Below are 15701 nucleotides of genomic sequence, written 5' to 3'. Positions count from 1 at the left end.
GATCAGCCCTCTTTCTTTGCCGCGGCCTTCTTGGCCTTCAGACGTTCCATGAGCCGGGTCGCGAGGCCCGGCTTGTTTTCCTGACGGGCCCGGCCCAGCGCCAGCGCCCCGGCCGGCACGTCCTCGGTGATGACCGAACCCGAGCCGGTCATCGACCCGTCGCCCAGCCGCACCGGCGCCACCAGCATCGTGTCCGACCCCACGAACACGTTCTTGCCGATGGTGGTGCGATGCTTGAAGACGCCGTCGTAATTGCAGGTGATGGTGCCCGCGCCGATGTTCGAACCCTCGCCGACATCGGCGTCGCCGATATAGGTCAGATGGTTGACCTTGGCGCCCTCGTCGATGTTGGCATTCTTGATCTCGACGAAATTGCCGACATGCACATCCTCGGCCAGATAGGCATCGGGCCGCAGCCGGGCGAAGGGCCCGACGGTGGCGCCGCGGCTGACGTGGCAGCCCTCCAGATGGCAGAAGGCGCGGATCGTCGCGTCGCTTTCGACGGTGACGCCGGGGGCGAAGACCACGTTCGGCCCGACCACCGCATCCCGCCCGATCACCGTATCCAGCGAGAAATAGATCGTCTCGGGCGCGATCAGCGTCACGCCGTTCTCCAGCGCCTCGGCCCGGGCGCGGGTCTGGAAGGCGACCTCGGCCGCGGCGAGTTCGGCGCGGGTGTTGATGCCCAGCGTCTCGGCCTCGTCGCAGCGCACCGCGCCGACGCTGAGGCCCTTTTGTCTGGCAATCGCCACAATGTCGGTCAAGTAATACTCGCCCGCGGCATTCTCGTTGCCCACGCTGTCGATAAGTTGGAAAAGTACCGATGCGTCGGCGCAGACCACGCCCGAGTTGCACAGCGTGATGGCCCGCTCCGCCTCGGTCGCGTCCTTGAATTCGACGATCCGTTCCAGCATCTCGCCGTTCAGGATCAGCCGGCCATAGCGCCCGGGATCGGCGGCCTCGAAGCCCAGCACCACGACCGCGTGACGCTCGCGCGCCTCGCGCATCCGCTCCAGCGTCTCGGGGCTGACGAAGGGGGTGTCACCGTAAAGGATCACCACATCGCCGGTGAAGCCTTCCAGCGCGGCGCGCGCCTGGGCGACGGCATGGGCGGTGCCCAGCTGCTCGGCCTGATGGGCGATCAGCACCTCGGGATTGGCGGTCTTCGCGGCCTTGGCGACGGCCTCGGCCCCATGGCCGGTGACGACCACGACGCGCTCGGGCTCCAGAATATCGCCCGCGCGCATGGCATGGGCCAGAAGCGGCGCGCCGCCGATCGGATGCAAAACTTTGGGCCGTGCGGAATTCATCCGGCTGCCCATGCCGGCGGCGAGAATGACTAGGGATACAGACATGGTTTTCCTGCTCTAAATTTGCGCCCGTTTTACCCTGTCATTGGGCCATTGCAAGATTCCCCGCGATCACAGCGCGTGACAGTCTGAAACACAGGCAAAACCCCGCCCGGAATTGCCCGCTTGCCTTTGCAGGCGGCTTTTGCTCCCCTGCCCGAGGCGAGGACAAAGGGGCTGGGGATGGCGCTGGAAGACGCAAAGACCGAGGTTGACGGGGCCTTCACCCGCCAGGACCGGCGGGGCCTGAGCTACGAGAACGCCTTTGGCGGCGCGGTGAGCTTCCTCCGGCGCGCCTATACCAAGGATCTGGCCGGCGCCGATCTGGCGGTGACCGGCGTACCCTTCGATCAGGCGGTGACGCATCGGACCGGCACCCGCTTCGGTCCGCGGGCGATCCGCGAGGCCTCGACCCTGCAACCCTATGACCCGCCCTATGGCTGGGGCTTCGATCCGCTGGGGGAATTCAGCGTCGTGGATTACGGCGATCTGGCTTTCGATTATGCCAAGACCTCGGAATTCCCGGCCACGCTGAAACGCCATATCGGCGGGATTCTGGACGCGGGCTGCGGCTCGCTGGTGCTGGGGGGCGATCATTCGATCACCCTGCCGATCCTGGAAGCCCATGCCGAGCGGTTCGGGCCCCTGCGGGTCATCACCTTCGATGCGCATTCCGACCTCTGGGCCGACGACGATTTCGAGCGGATCGACCACGGGACCTTCTATTACAAGGCGGTGAAGAAGGGGTTGGTCGATCCCGCGCATTCGGTACAGATCGGCATCCGCACGGAATGCGAGGATTATCTCGGCGTGAACGTCATCGACGCGCCCTCGGTGCATCAGAGGGGACCGGCGGCGGTGGCGGCGCGGGTGCGGGAGATCGTCGGCGACGGGCCCTGCTATCTGACCTTCGATATCGACGCGCTGGACCCGGCTTTCGCGCCCGGCACCGGCACGCCGGTCTGGGGCGGGCTGGCCAGCTGGCAGGCGGCGGCGATCCTGCGGGGGCTGGCCGGGATCCGGCTGACCGGCGGCGATGTGGTCGAGGTGAGCCCGCCCTATGACACCACCGGGGCCACGGCGATCGCGGGGGCGCATGTGGCGATGGAGATCCTCTGCCTCTGGGCCTGGACCCGGCGAAAGAGCTGAGGTCCCACGCGTGGGACCTCGCCGCCCGCGCCCGGATATCAAAGGCTTGGCCTTGCGCGTTGCCCCCGTGCTACGGTCTTCGGGCCGATCTGTCGAAGCCTGACGCCGAGGATCCCATGCCCCGCCCCCTGCGCTTTGTCGCCCTGACCGCCCTGGTGCTGCTGCTGCTCGCCGCGGGTTTCGCCGCCTATGTGCGGCTCGCCCCCTCGGATCCGGCGCGCTGGCATGTCGATCCCCTGACCGTGCCGGACCCGACCTCGCCCAATTTCGCCCGGGTCGACCGGGTGGTCGCCGCCCCCTCGGCCGAGGTCGCCGCGACCATCGCCGCCCGGGCCGAAGCCGAAGGCGCCCGGGTCCTCGACGCGGGCGGCGGCGTGACCACCTGGATCGCCCGGACGCCGATCATGGGCTATCCCGATTACGTCTCGATCCGGCTGGTCGCCGAGGGCGGCGGCACCCGCATAATCGCCTTCTCGCGCTCGCGCTTCGGCTATGGCGACCGGGGGGTGAACCGGGCGCGGCTGGCGCGGTGGTTGCCGGAGTGAGGTAGGGTGCGTGCTTGCACGCACCATCGCGGCACGCGCGGGGCTGAGGTCGCCGACGGTGGGTTGAAAACCCACCCTACGGGGTCGCGCCTGTAGGGTGGGTTTTCAACCCACCTTGCGGCACGCCCGGGCTCAGATCGCCTTGCCCATCCGCCCGGCCAGATCGCAGAAGAACTGCCAGGCCACCCGGCCCGACCGCCCGCCCCGCGTCGCCTGCCATTCGATGGCCTCGGCGCGCAGCTGCTCGGGATCGACGCTGAGCCCGTATTCGCCGACATAGCCGTCGATCATCGCCAGATATTCGTCCTGCGTGCAGGGGTGGAAGCCCAGCCACAGCCCGAAACGATCCGACAGCGAGACCTTCTCCTCGACCGCCTCGGAGGGCGAGATGGCGGTAGAGCGCTCGTTCTCGATCATGTCGCGGGGCATCAGATGCCGCCGGTTCGAGGTGGCGTAAAGGATCACGTTCGAGGGCCGCCCCTCGATCCCGCCATCCAGCACCGCCTTCAGCGATTTGTAATGCGTGTCGTCGTGGCTGAAACTGAGGTCGTCGCAGAACAGCACGAACCGCCGCTCGGGCGCCGCCCGCAGGTGATTGAGCAGCCGACCGACCGAGGGCAGATCCTCGCGCTGGATCTCGACCAGCGTGCAGGGCAGGCCCCGGGCCAGGACCTCGGCATGCACCGCCTTGACCAGCGAGGATTTCCCCATCCCGCGCGCACCCCAGAGCAGCGCGTTGTTGGCCCCGAACCCGCGCGCGAATTGCAGCGTGTTCTCCAGCAAGATCCCCTGCACCCGGCCGATGCCCTGAAGCAGCGCCAGCGGCACGCGGCTGACCTTGGTCACCGGCTCCAGCCGGTCGGGCTCGGTATGCCAGACGAAGGCATCGGCGGCCGCGAAATCGGGCGCGGCGGCGGGCGGCGGGCTGAGGCGCTCCAGCGCCTCGGCGATGCGGGTCAGGATCGGGTCGGTCATGGGCTTGCGGTTATTCCAGGTCTTCGGGGTCCAGAAGACCCTCGGCCATCAGATCGGCGTTGCGCTTGCGCTCCACCCGGCCGACCAGGATCACCGAGATTTCATAGAGCGAATAGACCACCGAGAAGAGCACGATCTGCGAGATGACATCAGGCGGCGTGGCAAGGGCCGCCAGCACCAGGATGCCGACCACCGCCCATTTGCGCCCGTTCTTCAGCGCCTGGGCCGAGACGAGCCCGGCCTTGCCCATCAGCGTCAGCAGCACCGGCAGCTGGAAGCAGAGGCCGAAGGCGATGATGAACTTGGTGGCGAGCGACAGGTATTCGTTGACCGAGCCCTGGAAGGCGATCCCCGCATGCTGCAGGGATTCGATGGCGCCTTCGGGCGTGACGGGCAAACCATCGGCCCCCGGCGCGCCGGTCACGGCACCGGTCGCGGGGTCCATGGCAATCTGCTGGAAGCCCAGGAAGAAGGTGTAGCCCATCGGCATGATGACGTAATAGGCGAAGGCGGCGCCGAGGAAGAACATCAGCGGCGAGGCCACGAGGAACGGCAGGAACGCGTTCTTCTCGGATTTGTAGAGGCCCGGCGCCACGAAGCGCCACAGCTGGTAGCCGATCACCGGGAAGGCCAGCACGAAGCCGCCCAGCATGGCGATGTTGACGGCGACGAAGAAGCCTTCCTGCAACTGGATCAGGATCAGGTTGCATTCCTGGCCCTGGCTTTCCAGCGCGTCGCAGAGAGGCCGGGTCAGGAAGTTGAAGATCGGGTTCCAGACCGTGAAGCACAGGGTCATCGCCACGATGAAGGCGGCGAGCGACTTGATGATCCGGTTGCGGAGTTCCGCGAGATGCTCGATCAGCGGCGCGGAACTGTCGTCGATTGCATCCGCGGCTTTGGGTTTGGCGACCATGACGGGGCTCAGCCTTCGGGATCGGGGAGGGGCTTGGTCGAGGCGGCGGGCCGCCCGTCGTCCGCGCGGGGATCGGGGCGCCAGCGTTCGACGTCGGCCTCGGCGGCCTCGGCCTCCTTGGCGGCGCGGATCGCGGCGGCTTTCTGGCGCGCGGCCTCGGCCTGCTTTTGCTTCTTCAGGCGCTGCGCCTCGGTCTGCGACACCTCGGCATTGCGGCGGGCGAGGTCCTGGGCGGCGATTTCATCGGCTTCGGCCTCGTCGAACTCGTCCTCGATGGCGACGGGCGAGACTTCGGCCGATTTCGGCGGCATCGCCGGGCCGGCCTTGGTGCCGGGGCTGCGGACCGCCGGCTTGTCATGGCCGATGTCGCGGAAATCCTTTTCGATATCGTCGAAACCGGCAGCTTCCTTGACCGTGTCGCGCAGGCCTTGCCCCGAGGCGGCGCGCTTGAAATCCTTCATCGCCCCGCTGACGCCGGTTTCCTTGGCCGCAGCATCCATCGCGCGCTGGAATTCGCGCGCCATGCCCCGGGCCTTGCCGGTCAATTCACCGATCGTGTGGAACATCTTGGGCAGGTCCTTGGGACCGACCACGATCAGGGCCACGACGCCGACGACCAGCATTTCCGACCAGCCGATGTCGAACATAAGCCGCTCCTTGGCTTTGAGCGCAGGGTAAGATCAGGCGCGGTCGCGCTCGGCCGGCTGGGGCGTCACGTCGCGGGCCTGTTCGGCAGCCTCGGCGGCGCGCTGGTTCTCGATCTCTTCCGAGCCGTCCTTGACGCCGCGGCGGAAGGCGGTGATGCCCTTGCCGACTTCGCCCATCAGGCTGGAGACCTTGCCGCGCCCGAAGAGGACGAGCACGACGGCGGCAATCAGGATAAGGCCCACGGGGCCGATATTGTTGAGCATGGCTCTCTCCTTCAGGTCCGGCGCCATCCTGTCCCGGGGGCGCCCTTGCCCCTGAAATAATCCGGCGCGCCCGGCGATCATAGACCGATTCCGGGTCCATGGGGGGTGGCGGAGGCGGTCTCCTGACAGTATTTTGTCAGTTGGAGGCCCGGATGAACCGCGACCAAAGGCTCTATGATCTGGTGCAGGTGCTGCGCGACGGGCGGCTGCACACGGCCGCCGAACTGGCCCAGGTGATGGGGGTTTCGACCCGCACCATCTGGCGTGACATGGCGATGATGGCGGCGACCGGGATCCCGGTCGAGGGCGAGCGGGGGCTGGGCTATATCCTGCGCACGCCGCTGGTCCTGCCGCCGACCACCCTGACCCCGGACGAGGCGGCGGTGCTGGGCGAGGCTTTGCGCGCCTTCGCCGACGACCCGGCTCACCCCCGCCAGCGGGCGGCGCGGAACCTGCTTTACAAGATCGCAACGCTTTTGCCGCAGGCGGGTTGGGGCGAGGTTTGAGGGGGGATCAGGGCTGAGGCCGATGCAGCTGCCCCGGGCCGTCCCCGGCTTCCGCCGGCCGACGCCGCGGGAACACGCTGTCGGCCCCGTCAGACCGGCCGCATCGCCCCCATGTCCCCCGCCGCGATGACCAGCCCGTTCGCCACGGCCGTAAAGACCTCGCTGAAGGAATGAACGGCCTGCGGGAACTGCCGTTTCATCGTCTCCGAGACCAGCGACATCAGGCTGGAACCCCCGACATAGACCACTGTCTCGACCCGGGCGGCGTCGAGCCCGGCGATGCGCAGCGTCTCGCGCGCGCCCTCGGCCAGGTCGTCGGCGTGGCGGGCCAGGCTTTCCGTCAGGGCATCGGGCGACAGGGGAATGACGAGGCCCGGTTCGATCCCGTCCAGCCGGATCGACGCGCTGTCCGCCCCGCCATTGGCGGCGATCTTGCCCCGCTCCACGGCAAAGCTCAGCTCGTGCCCCAGTTCGTCCTCCAGCACCGTCGCGAGGCGCGCGAGTTTCTCCGGCTCATGCGCCAGCCGCACCATCTCGGCCGCCATCCGTCGGTTCTGCGGCGTGTAGAGGAAGGCGATCTTCTCCCAGGTCGCCAGATCGTTGAAGATCGCATTGGGCGTGGGCGAGCTGCCCGAGCCGAGGACCTTGCGCAGCTCGGTTCCCTTGCCCAGATGCGGCATCACCCGGTCGATGCTGATCGAGCGGTCGAAATCCGTCCCGCCGATGCGCACCCCGTGATTGGCGAGGATCGTCACCCCGTCGCGGTCCGAACGGAAGAGCGAGAAATCCGATGTGCCGCCGCCCACATCGACGATCAACCCCAGCCCGCCCTCGTCCTCAGCCGAGCCGCTGGCAATCGCGGCGGCCTGCGGTTCCAGCATGAAGTCCACCTCGGTGAAGCCGGCAGCCAGGTAGCAGGCCCGCAGATCGGCTTCAGCGGCGGCCTCGCGCGGGTTGTTCGCGCCATGAAACACCACCGGACGCCCGGACAGGACCCGGTCGAAGCGCATCCCCGCTTCGGCCTCGGCCCGCGCCTTCACCTGCGCGAGGAAGCGGGCGATGATCTCGACGAAGGTCACGCGCTCGTTCAGGAGCTGCCGCGGTTCGTGCATCAGGGGGGTGCCCAGAATGCGCTTGAGCGCCCGCATGAAGCGCCCCTCGACGCCATCGAGCAAGGCCTGATTGGCGGGCTCGCCGATCAGCAGGGCGCGCGCGTCGAAGTCGAAGAAGAAGGTCGTCGGGATCGTCGTCTGGCCGGGCTCGAAGGTGATGAGGTGCGGCCGCCCGTCCCGCATGTAGCCTGCGGCGGTGTTCGACGTGCCGAAGTCCACCCCAAGCCCGAGTGCTCGTTGCGCCATGCTCATGTTCCTTGTGCCGTACAGGGCCGGGCTCCCTAGGTTGTGCGCAGGGGGGAGTCAAGCAGGTCCGGGGCGACGGCTAGCGGGCACGCCCCTACCCCACCGGCACCCATTGCACCGCGTCGATATGCGGCGCGGCGGTGGCCAGCATGACCAGCCGGTCGAAACCCAGCGCGATGCCGGACGCCTCGGGCATCAGCGCCAGCGCGGCCAGGAAATCCTCGTCCAGCGGGTAGCGTTCGCGATAGACACGGGCCTTCTCGTCCATCTCGATCTCGAAGCGGCGGCGCTGTTCGGCGGGGTCGGTGAGTTCCCCGAACCCGTTGGCCAGCTCCACCCCGCAGGCATAGACCTCGAACCGCTCGGCCTCGCGCCGGTCATCGGCGCAGGCGCGCGCCAGCGCCGCCTCGCAGGCGGGATAGCGGTCCAGCACCGTCAGCCGCCCCCGCCCCAGATGCGGCTCGACCCGTTCCGACAGCAACCGAGAGAAGATGTCGGACCATGTGTCATCCGCCGCCATCTGCAACCCTTGGGCCTGCCCGCGCAAAGCCGCCGTATCGGGCTCGGGCCCGGTCAGCGTGGCCAGCAGATCGACGCCCGCATACCGCTGGAACGCCTCCGCCACCGAAAGCCGCTCATAGGGCTGGAACGGATCGCAGGTCAGATCGCCGTAGCGCAGCACCGCCGTCCCCGCCGCCTGACAGGCCAGCCGCGCCATTTCGGCCACGTCCTCCATCAGGACCGCATAATCCTCGCCCGCGCGATACCATTCCAGCATGGTGAATTCGGGCGCGTGCTTCGGCCCCCGCTCGCGGTTGCGCCAGACATGGGCGAAGGAAGCGATCCGCCGCTCGCCCGCCGCCAGCAGCTTTTTCAGCGCGAATTCGGGCGAGGTGTGCAGGTACATCACCCGCGCCACGCCGTCATTGCCGATGGCTTCGGTGGCGAAGGCGTGCAGATGCGCCTCGTTGCCGGGGCTGACCGCCAGCGCGGCCGGGTCCACCTCGATGAAATCCTGCCCCGACAGGAAGCCGCGAATCGCCCCCTGAATGCGGTTGCGGGCCAGAAGGATCGGGCGGCGGTCCTCGTGCCGGGCGGGGTGCCACCAGGGGGTTTCGCGCATCAGGGGCACCTCTTCACTGGAAATCCGTTTCGGTTTCGGCTAGGGCCGGGAGCAATCCGCGCATAATCCGCTCTGCGGCCCTCCACAAGGAACCACCCGTGAAAGTCATTGCTTCCTCTCTTCGCAAGGGCAACGTCGTCGACATGAACGGCCAGCTCTACGTCGTGCTCAAGGCCGAGAACTTCCACCCCGGCAAGGGCACGCCCACCACCTCGGTCGACATGCGCCGCATCTCGGACGGGGTGAAGACGAGCGAGCGCTGGAAGACCACCGAGCAGGTCGAGAAGGCCGATGTGGACGAGCGGGAATACGACTTCCTCTACGAGGATGGCGAGGGCTATCACTTCATGAACCCCGAGAGCTTCGAGCAGGTCACCGCGACCGCCGATGTGGTGGGCGATGCGGCGCCGTTCCTGGAGCCGGGCATGCGGGTCTATCTGCAGACCTTCGAGTCGATCCCGATCTCGATCGAACTGCCCGCGCGGATCACCGTCGAGGTGACCGAGACCGAGCCGGTGGTGAAGGGGCAGACCGCCTCGTCGTCCTACAAGCCCGCGATGACCAATATCGGCGTGCGCGTCATGGTCCCGCCGCATATCGGGGTCGAGACGCGGATCGTCATCAACACCGCCGACAACAGCTATTACGAACGCGCCAAGGACTGATTTCCGCCGATGGCGGGGGGCTTCGCGATTTCGTGCGTTGCCCCCGGGGGGCTTGGCGTTTAGCCCTCCCGCAGGCTGCGGGAGCCCCTGGTGAGACGATTATTCCTGACCCTGACCCTGCTGTCCGGCCTCATGCTGGCGGCGAGTTTCCTCGGTCCCCTGCATCCGGCGGGGGATACGCTGGCGGTGTTCCGGCCGTTCTGGGCCGGGGCGATGGCGCTGAGCGCGCTGGCCGCGGGCCTGAGCGGCGCGCGGCGGCTGGGCGCGGTGGCGCTGATCCTGGCGCTGGGGGCCTCGGCGCCGATGATCCTGGGGGCGATGCGGGGCGGCGAGGCTCCGGCCCGGGTGGACCTCACGCTCTACAGCAAGAACCTGCTGGCCTCGCTGGCCGATCCCGCGCCGCTGGTCGCGGATATCCTGGAGTCCGGCGCCGATGTCGTCCTGCTGCAGGAGGTGAGCGATACCAATGCCGCGATCCTCGATCTGCTGCGCGAGACCTATCCTCATCAGCATCTGTGCCGCTTCTCGTCCTGGAGCGGGATCGCGGTCCTGTCGCGCTGGCCGGGCGAGGCGGTGCAATGCTCGCCCATGCGCGGCATGGCGGCGATGCAGGTGGCCTCGCCCTCCGGGCCGGTCTGGGCGGCGTCGATCCATCTGTCCTGGCCCTGGCCCTATGGGCAGGGCGCGGCGGTTGACTCCATCGCTCCGCTGCTGGAACCGATGCGCGGCCGGGTGGTGATCGGGGGCGATTTCAACATGGTGCCCTGGGGATACGCGGTCCGGGCCCTGGGCGCGGCAGCCGGGGCGCAGCGGATCGGGCCGATACGCGCCTCGATCCGGGTCATGGGTCTGGGCTGGCCCATCGACCATGTGCTGACCAGTGGCCAGGGCAGCACCGAGATCCGGCCGGGACTGGGCTCGGATCACGCGGGCGTGGTGGCGCGGATCGGCTTCTGAGGCGCCTAGGCCCTTGATCGCGCCCCGCCCGGGCCCCTATCTGCAAGGCCTGCGGCATCGGGCCGCCCGGGAAGGACCAATATGCGCAACGCGGCTCTGGTGCTGGGGATCGTCGGCGGGCTGATCGCCATGGTGGTGGGCTTCTTCGGCTACGGCTACACCGTGCTGACCGAGACCCATGTCGAGGTTGCGCAGGCCTTCGGCGTGGTCGACGACGCGAGTCTGGTGCGGCTGGCGAGCTTCGTGGCGCCGCTCTTGGCCATCGCCGGAGGCGCCATGGCCCGGGCAAGGGCGCTCTGGGGCGGGGTGATGCTGCTGGCCTCGGCCGGGCTGATGTACGCGGCCTTCGGGTTCGGCGTCTTCACCATGTTCCCGATCGGATTCTGTGCCGTGGCGGGGCTTCTGGCCATCGCCGCCGGACGGCCGGATGAGGAGAAAGCGCATTTCTGAGGGGGTGGCCTTGGGTGGGATGAAATCCCACCCTACTTGATCGCCTCAGGTGGGATAGAACCCCGCCTCCGCGCGGTGCGTGCGAGCACGCACCCTACGGGCCCCTGCCGTAGGATGGGCGATCCGCCCATCCTCAGAGCGCCGCCAGCACCTTGTCGGCGTCGATGGCGACAGCCCCCGCGACCCGGCCCCGCGGCCCCAGCCGCGTCGCCAGCCATTCCCCGGCGAGCGGGCTCTCGGCCAGCATTACCGCCCCGGTCAGCAGCACCCCCAAGGATTCCGCGAACCAGCGCGCCTCGGCCTCGGTCGGCAGGGCCGGCCAGCGCTCGCGGTGCGCCGCCAGCGCCGCGTCATAGCGGGGATCGAGACCCCGCGCCGCTTCCAGCCTTGCCGTCAGCTGGGCCCCCGCCTCGGGCTCCTTCATCAGCGTCCGCAGGATGTCGAGGCAGATGACATTCCCCGACCCCTCCCAGATCGAATTGAGCGGCGCCTCGCGGTAGAGCATGGGCAGCGGCGTCTCCTCGACATAGCCCATGCCGCCCAGCGCCTCCATGCATTCATAGATCATCCCCGGCGCGGCCTTGTTCGACACGAACTTGGCCAGCGCCACGGCGATCCGCGCATAGGGCCGCCGCGCCGGATCGTCGAAGGCCCGCGCCACATCGAGCGCGAGCAGCAGCGCCGCCTCGGCCTCCAGCCCCAGATCGGCCAGAACCGCGCGCATCAAGGGCTGGTCAATGAGCCGCTTCTGGAACGCCGAACGGCCCCGGGCCCAGCTCAGCGCCTCGCCCAGCGCGGCGCGCATCAGCCCGGCAGGCGCGATGGCGGTATCGAGCCGGGTGTGATGCACCATCTCGATGATGGTCTGCACCCCGCGCCCGGGCTCGCCCAGCAGATGCGCCAGCGTGCCGTCGTATTCGATCTCGGACGAGGCATTGGCCTTGTTGCCCAGCTTGTCCTTCAGCCGGAGGAGGGTGAAGGCGTTGCGCGTGCCGTCCGGCAGCCAGCGCGGCACCAGGAAACAGGTGATCGCCCCGTCGAGTTGCGCCAGCGTCAGAAACCCGTCGCACATTGGCGCCGAGCAGAACCATTTGTGGCCCGTCAGCCGGTAGAACTCGCCATCCCTGACCGCGACGGTCGCATTGGCCCGCACGTCCGATCCGCCCTGCTTCTCGGTCATCGCCATGCCCAGCGTCGCCGCCCGCTTGCGGTCCACGGGGATGCTGCGCGGATCATAGGCGGCCGCCGCCAGCTTCGGCTGCCAGAGCGCCGCCAGCCCCGGGTCGGCGTTCAGGGCCGGGATGCCGGCATAGGTCATGGTCATCGGGCAGCAGACCCCGGGCTCGACCTGGCTGAGCAGATAATTGATCGCCGCGTGGCGCAGATGGCTGCCGGTGCCGTCCCAGGCGGTGGCGGCATAGCCCGCCTCCAGCCCCAGCGCCATCAGGCGGTGATAGCCGGGATGGAAATGCACCTCGTCCAGCCGCCGCCCGTTGCGGTCGAAGCTGCGCAATTGCGGCAGTTGGGTCTGCGCGTCGCGGGCGGCCTCGCGGATCTCGTCCGAGGCCAGCGCGGCGCCGAAGGCCGCGAGGCCCGGGTCCGCGCCAAGGATCCGGCGCAGGGTCGGGTCCTCGGCCCAGGGGTCGCGGCCGGGGATGGCGGGCTGGTTGAAAACCTCATGCGTGCGTAGCTGCCCGCGGGGCTCGGATGCGGTCATGATGGTCCTCCCTTTGCCCCAGCCTGCGCCCGGCCGCCCCGTCCTGTCCAGCCGGACGCGGCGTCGGGCCGGCGCGGCGGGCGGGCCGCCGCCGGAACCCGCCTTGAGGGGATTCCTTTTCCCGCGCCGCTGTGGCAGGATGGCGCAAAGGCCCGGTCAGAGGCCACGAGCAGGATCATGAACAGAAAGCGACCCGCCTTCGGGCCCGTCATCTTCTATGCCATCACCGGCACTTTCGGCGCCTATCTGACCTTTGCCGCCGTGCAGGGGGAATATGGCCTGTTCCGCCGCATCCAGGTCGAGGCCGACGCCGCCCAGTTGCGGGTGGAACGCGACCGGCTGGCCGCGGATCTGGTGGTGATCGAGAACCGCACCCGTCGGCTGTCGGACGAATTCCTGGACCTCGACCTCCTGGACCAGCAGGCGCGCGAGGTTCTGGGCTATGTCCGCTCGGACGAGGTCGTCCTGCGCTGAGGCGCGTCTGCCTTCCCCCGTCAGAACCTTCTGGGCACCAGCGCTTTCCGTGCTAGGTTGAACCCCGACCGATCCGGTCGATAGGGGGGAATCCGGCCCTGCCGATTGCGCGCGCGAGTGGTTGCGCAACCAGCGGGCAAAACAGTCTCGCTTTCGATCAGGGCTTGGTGTAAAAGATCGTTTAGTGTTAAACTATTCCTGACGCGACCAGGGGGAGGCACCGATGGCAGCCAGAAAGACCACCGAGAAATCAAACGTCTCGGGCGAGGAACTGCTCAAGTATTACCGCGACATGCTGCTGATCCGGCGATTCGAGGAAAAGGCGGGGCAGCTTTACGGGATGGGGCTGATCGGCGGTTTCTGCCACCTCTACATCGGCCAGGAGGCCGTGGTGGTCGGGATCGAGGCCGCGGCCAAGGACGGCGACAAGCGCATCACCTCCTACCGTGACCACGGCCACATGCTGGTCTGCGGCATGGATCCCAAGGGCGTCATGGCCGAGCTCACGGGCCGCATCGGCGGCTATTCCAAGGGCAAGGGCGGCTCGATGCACATGTTCAGCCGCGAGAAGCATTTCTACGGCGGTCATGGCATCGTCGGCGCGCAGGTGCCGCTGGGCACGGGGCTTGCCTTCTCGGACAAGTACAAGGGCAACGACAACGTCACCTTCACCTATTTCGGTGACGGCGCGGCCAACCAGGGCCAGGTCTACGAGAGCTACAACATGGCCGAGCTGTGGAACCTGCCGGTCGTCTACGTGATCGAGAACAACCAATACGCCATGGGCACCTCGACCAAGCGCTCGACCAAATCCCCGAACCTGTGGGAACGCGGCGCCGCCTACGGCATCAAGGGCGAAGCCGTCGACGGCATGGACGTGCTGGCCGTCAAGGCCGCGGCCGAGAAGGCCATCGCCGCCTGCCGCGCCGGTGACGGCCCCTATATCCTCGAGGTCATGACCTATCGCTACCGCGGGCATTCGATGTCGGACCCCGCCAAGTACCGGACCCGCGAGGAAGTGCAGAAGATGCGCGAAGAGCGGGACGCCATCGAGCGGGTGCGCGAGCTGCTGATCGGCAGCGGCCAGGCCTCGGACGAGGACCTCAAGGCCATCGACAAGGAGATCAAGGCCGTCGTCAACGAGGCCGCCGAATTCTCCAAGGACAGCCCCGAGCCGGATCTTTCCGAGCTCTGGACCGATATCTACGCCTGAGGGAGGAACCAGATGGCAACGCAGATCCTGATGCCCGCCCTCTCGCCCACCATGGAAGAGGGCACGCTGGCCAAATGGCTGGTGAAAGAGGGCGATACCGTAACCTCCGGCATGATCCTCGCCGAGATCGAGACCGACAAGGCGACGATGGAATTCGAAGCGGTCGATGAAGGCGTGATGGGCAAGATCCTGATCGCCGCAGGGACCGAAGGGGTGAAGGTCAACACCCCCATCGCCGTGCTGGTCGAGGAAGGCGAAAGCGCCGAGGACCTGGCGGCGGCCCCCGCGCCGAAGGCCGAGGCGGCGCCCGCAGCGCCCCTGAAGGCTGATGCCCCTGTCGCGGCGCAGGCCGGGGGCGAGGTTCCCTGGCCGCTGAACACGCCCGACTGGCCCGAAGGCACCAAGATGAAGTCCATGACCGTGCGGGAAGCCCTGCGCGAGGCCATGGCCGAAGAGATGCGCGGCAACGAGAACGTCTTCCTGATGGGCGAGGAAGTCGGCGAATACCAGGGCGCCTACAAGATCAGCCAGGGTCTGCTCGATGAATTCGGCGCCCGCCGGGTGATCGACACGCCGATCACCGAGGCCGGGTTCGCCGGTCTGGCGGTCGGCGCAGCCTGGGGCGGTCTGAACCCGATTGTCGAGTTCATGACCTTCAACTTCGCCATGCAGGCCATCGACCACATCATCAACTCGGCCGCCAAGACGAACTACATGTCGGGCGGCCAGCTGCCCTGCCCCATCGTCTTCCGTGGCCCGAATGGTGCTGCGGCCCGGGTGGCCGCCCAGCACAGCCAGGATTACGCGGCGTGGTACTCCCATGTCCCGGGCCTGAAGGTGGTGATGCCCTATTCGGCGGCCGACGCGAAGGGCCTTCTGAAGGCCGCGATCCGCGATCCGAACCCGGTGATCTTCCTCGAAAACGAAATCCTCTACGGCCGCACCTTCGAAGTGCCGGACCTTGAGGATTTCACCGTCGAGATCGGCAAGGCCCGCATCGCCCGTGAGGGCCGCGACGTGACCATCGTCAGCTTCGGGATCGGCATGACCTATGCCCTTGAAGCCGCCGAGAAACTCGCCGCCGAAGGCATCGACGCCGAAGTCATCGACCTGCGCACCATCCGCCCGATGGACACCGCGACGATCATCGCCTCGGTGCAGAAGACCAACCGCCTGGTCACCGTCGAGGAAGGCTTCCCGCAATCGTCGGTCGGCAACTTCATCTCGGCCACGGTGATGATGGAGGCCTTCGATTACCTCGACGCGCCGGTCATCAACCTCTGCGGCAAGGACGTGCCGATGCCCTACGCGGCCAACCTCGAGAAACTGGCGCTGGTCACCACCGCCGAGGTGATCGAGGCCGTCAAAAAAGTCACCTATCGCTGAGGAGGCCGAT

The 15701-nt window shown here is 67.9% G+C and carries 17 protein-coding genes; 9 read left to right on the top strand and 8 right to left on the bottom strand.

The genetic code is table 11. The annotated features are described in order from the left end of the window. Nucleotides 1–2: 2 nt before the first annotated feature. Nucleotides 3–1355, bottom strand: a complete 1353-nt coding sequence (gene glmU / locus DDE23_RS00985) for a bifunctional UDP-N-acetylglucosamine diphosphorylase/glucosamine-1-phosphate N-acetyltransferase GlmU (protein ID WP_107749520.1) — start codon at nt 1353–1355, stop codon at nt 3–5. 177 nt (nt 1356–1532) lie between these two features. On the opposite strand from glmU, the gene speB reads away from it, so the two are divergent. Further along, on the top strand, nt 1533–2498 hold the full coding sequence (gene speB, locus DDE23_RS00980) for an agmatinase (protein WP_107749519.1): 966 nt from the start codon (nt 1533–1535) through the stop codon (nt 2496–2498). A gap of 116 nt (nt 2499–2614) precedes the next feature. After that, complete coding sequence (locus tag DDE23_RS00975) at nt 2615–3043, top strand: DUF1499 domain-containing protein (RefSeq protein ID WP_107749518.1); 429 nt, start codon at nt 2615–2617, stop codon at nt 3041–3043. Between the two features lie 132 nt (nt 3044–3175). Here the strand turns inward: DDE23_RS00975 and DDE23_RS00970 are convergent, their stop codons facing one another. Genes DDE23_RS00970 through DDE23_RS00955 form a run of 4 tightly spaced genes read right to left on the bottom strand, consistent with a single transcriptional unit; the run spans nt 3176 to nt 5842 of the window. After that, nucleotides 3176–4018 (bottom strand): ATP-binding protein, encoded by an 843-nt coding sequence (locus DDE23_RS00970; RefSeq protein WP_107749517.1) that lies wholly within the window; start codon nt 4016–4018, stop codon nt 3176–3178. 10 nt (nt 4019–4028) lie between these two features. After that, nucleotides 4029–4931, bottom strand: a complete 903-nt coding sequence (gene tatC / locus DDE23_RS00965) for a twin-arginine translocase subunit TatC (protein ID WP_107749516.1) — start codon at nt 4929–4931, stop codon at nt 4029–4031. 8 nt (nt 4932–4939) lie between these two features. After that, nucleotides 4940–5578, bottom strand: coding sequence for a Sec-independent protein translocase protein TatB (tatB, locus tag DDE23_RS25835; protein WP_107749515.1), 639 nt, complete (start codon nt 5576–5578; stop codon nt 4940–4942). A 33-nt stretch (nt 5579–5611) separates the two neighbouring features. Continuing rightward, nucleotides 5612–5842 carry a twin-arginine translocase TatA/TatE family subunit gene (locus tag DDE23_RS00955; RefSeq protein ID WP_107749514.1) on the bottom strand — a complete coding sequence of 77 codons (231 nt, stop codon included), beginning with the start codon at nt 5840–5842 and terminating at the stop codon, nt 5612–5614. A gap of 152 nt (nt 5843–5994) precedes the next feature. On the opposite strand from DDE23_RS00955, the gene DDE23_RS00950 reads away from it, so the two are divergent. Further along, nucleotides 5995–6348 carry a helix-turn-helix transcriptional regulator gene (locus DDE23_RS00950; RefSeq protein ID WP_107750202.1) on the top strand — a complete coding sequence of 118 codons (354 nt, stop codon included), beginning with the start codon at nt 5995–5997 and terminating at the stop codon, nt 6346–6348. An 89-nt stretch (nt 6349–6437) separates the two neighbouring features. Here DDE23_RS00950 and DDE23_RS00945 read toward each other — a convergent pair whose 3' ends face one another. Together DDE23_RS00945 and epmA are read right to left on the bottom strand one after the other, a co-directional pair. Then, the gene (locus DDE23_RS00945; protein WP_107749513.1) at nt 6438–7706 is read right to left on the bottom strand and encodes an Hsp70 family protein; all 1269 of its coding nucleotides are present in this window, start codon (nt 7704–7706) and stop codon (nt 6438–6440) included. 94 nt (nt 7707–7800) lie between these two features. Next, nucleotides 7801–8829 carry an EF-P lysine aminoacylase EpmA gene (gene epmA / locus DDE23_RS00940; RefSeq protein WP_107749512.1) on the bottom strand — a complete coding sequence of 343 codons (1029 nt, stop codon included), beginning with the start codon at nt 8827–8829 and terminating at the stop codon, nt 7801–7803. Between the two features lie 98 nt (nt 8830–8927). On the opposite strand from epmA, the gene efp reads away from it, so the two are divergent. From efp to DDE23_RS00925, 3 genes are all read left to right on the top strand, one after another. Beyond that, the gene (gene efp, locus DDE23_RS00935; RefSeq protein ID WP_107749511.1) at nt 8928–9494 is read left to right on the top strand and encodes an elongation factor P; all 567 of its coding nucleotides are present in this window, start codon (nt 8928–8930) and stop codon (nt 9492–9494) included. 90 nt (nt 9495–9584) lie between these two features. Further along, on the top strand, nt 9585–10451 hold the full coding sequence (locus tag DDE23_RS00930; RefSeq protein ID WP_133239508.1) for an endonuclease/exonuclease/phosphatase family protein: 867 nt from the start codon (nt 9585–9587) through the stop codon (nt 10449–10451). Between the two features lie 81 nt (nt 10452–10532). Next, on the top strand, nt 10533–10901 hold the full coding sequence (locus tag DDE23_RS00925; RefSeq protein WP_107749509.1) for a hypothetical protein: 369 nt from the start codon (nt 10533–10535) through the stop codon (nt 10899–10901). A 133-nt stretch (nt 10902–11034) separates the two neighbouring features. On the opposite strand, the gene DDE23_RS00920 is transcribed toward DDE23_RS00925, so the two are convergent. Continuing rightward, entirely contained in the window at nt 11035–12618 is a 1584-nt protein-coding gene (locus DDE23_RS00920; protein ID WP_107749508.1) for an acyl-CoA dehydrogenase family protein, read from the bottom strand. 177 nt (nt 12619–12795) lie between these two features. Here DDE23_RS00920 and DDE23_RS00915 point away from each other — a divergent pair, with 177 nt between their 5' ends. From DDE23_RS00915 to DDE23_RS00905, 3 genes are all read left to right on the top strand, one after another. Continuing rightward, nucleotides 12796–13092, top strand: a complete 297-nt coding sequence (locus tag DDE23_RS00915; RefSeq protein WP_107749507.1) for an FtsB family cell division protein — start codon at nt 12796–12798, stop codon at nt 13090–13092. A gap of 223 nt (nt 13093–13315) precedes the next feature. After that, a complete protein-coding gene (gene pdhA, locus DDE23_RS00910; protein WP_107749506.1) occupies nt 13316–14305 on the top strand; it encodes a pyruvate dehydrogenase (acetyl-transferring) E1 component subunit alpha in 990 nt (329 codons plus the stop codon). 12 nt (nt 14306–14317) lie between these two features. Further along, on the top strand, nt 14318–15691 hold the full coding sequence (locus DDE23_RS00905) for a pyruvate dehydrogenase complex E1 component subunit beta (RefSeq protein ID WP_107749505.1): 1374 nt from the start codon (nt 14318–14320) through the stop codon (nt 15689–15691). The last annotated feature ends 10 nt before the right edge of the window (nt 15692–15701 follow it).

It is taken from the genome of Pararhodobacter aggregans (assembly GCF_003075525.1).
GTDB lineage: Bacteria > Pseudomonadota > Alphaproteobacteria > Rhodobacterales > Rhodobacteraceae > Pararhodobacter > Pararhodobacter aggregans.
This window is presented reverse-complemented; position numbering and strand designations above follow the sequence as displayed.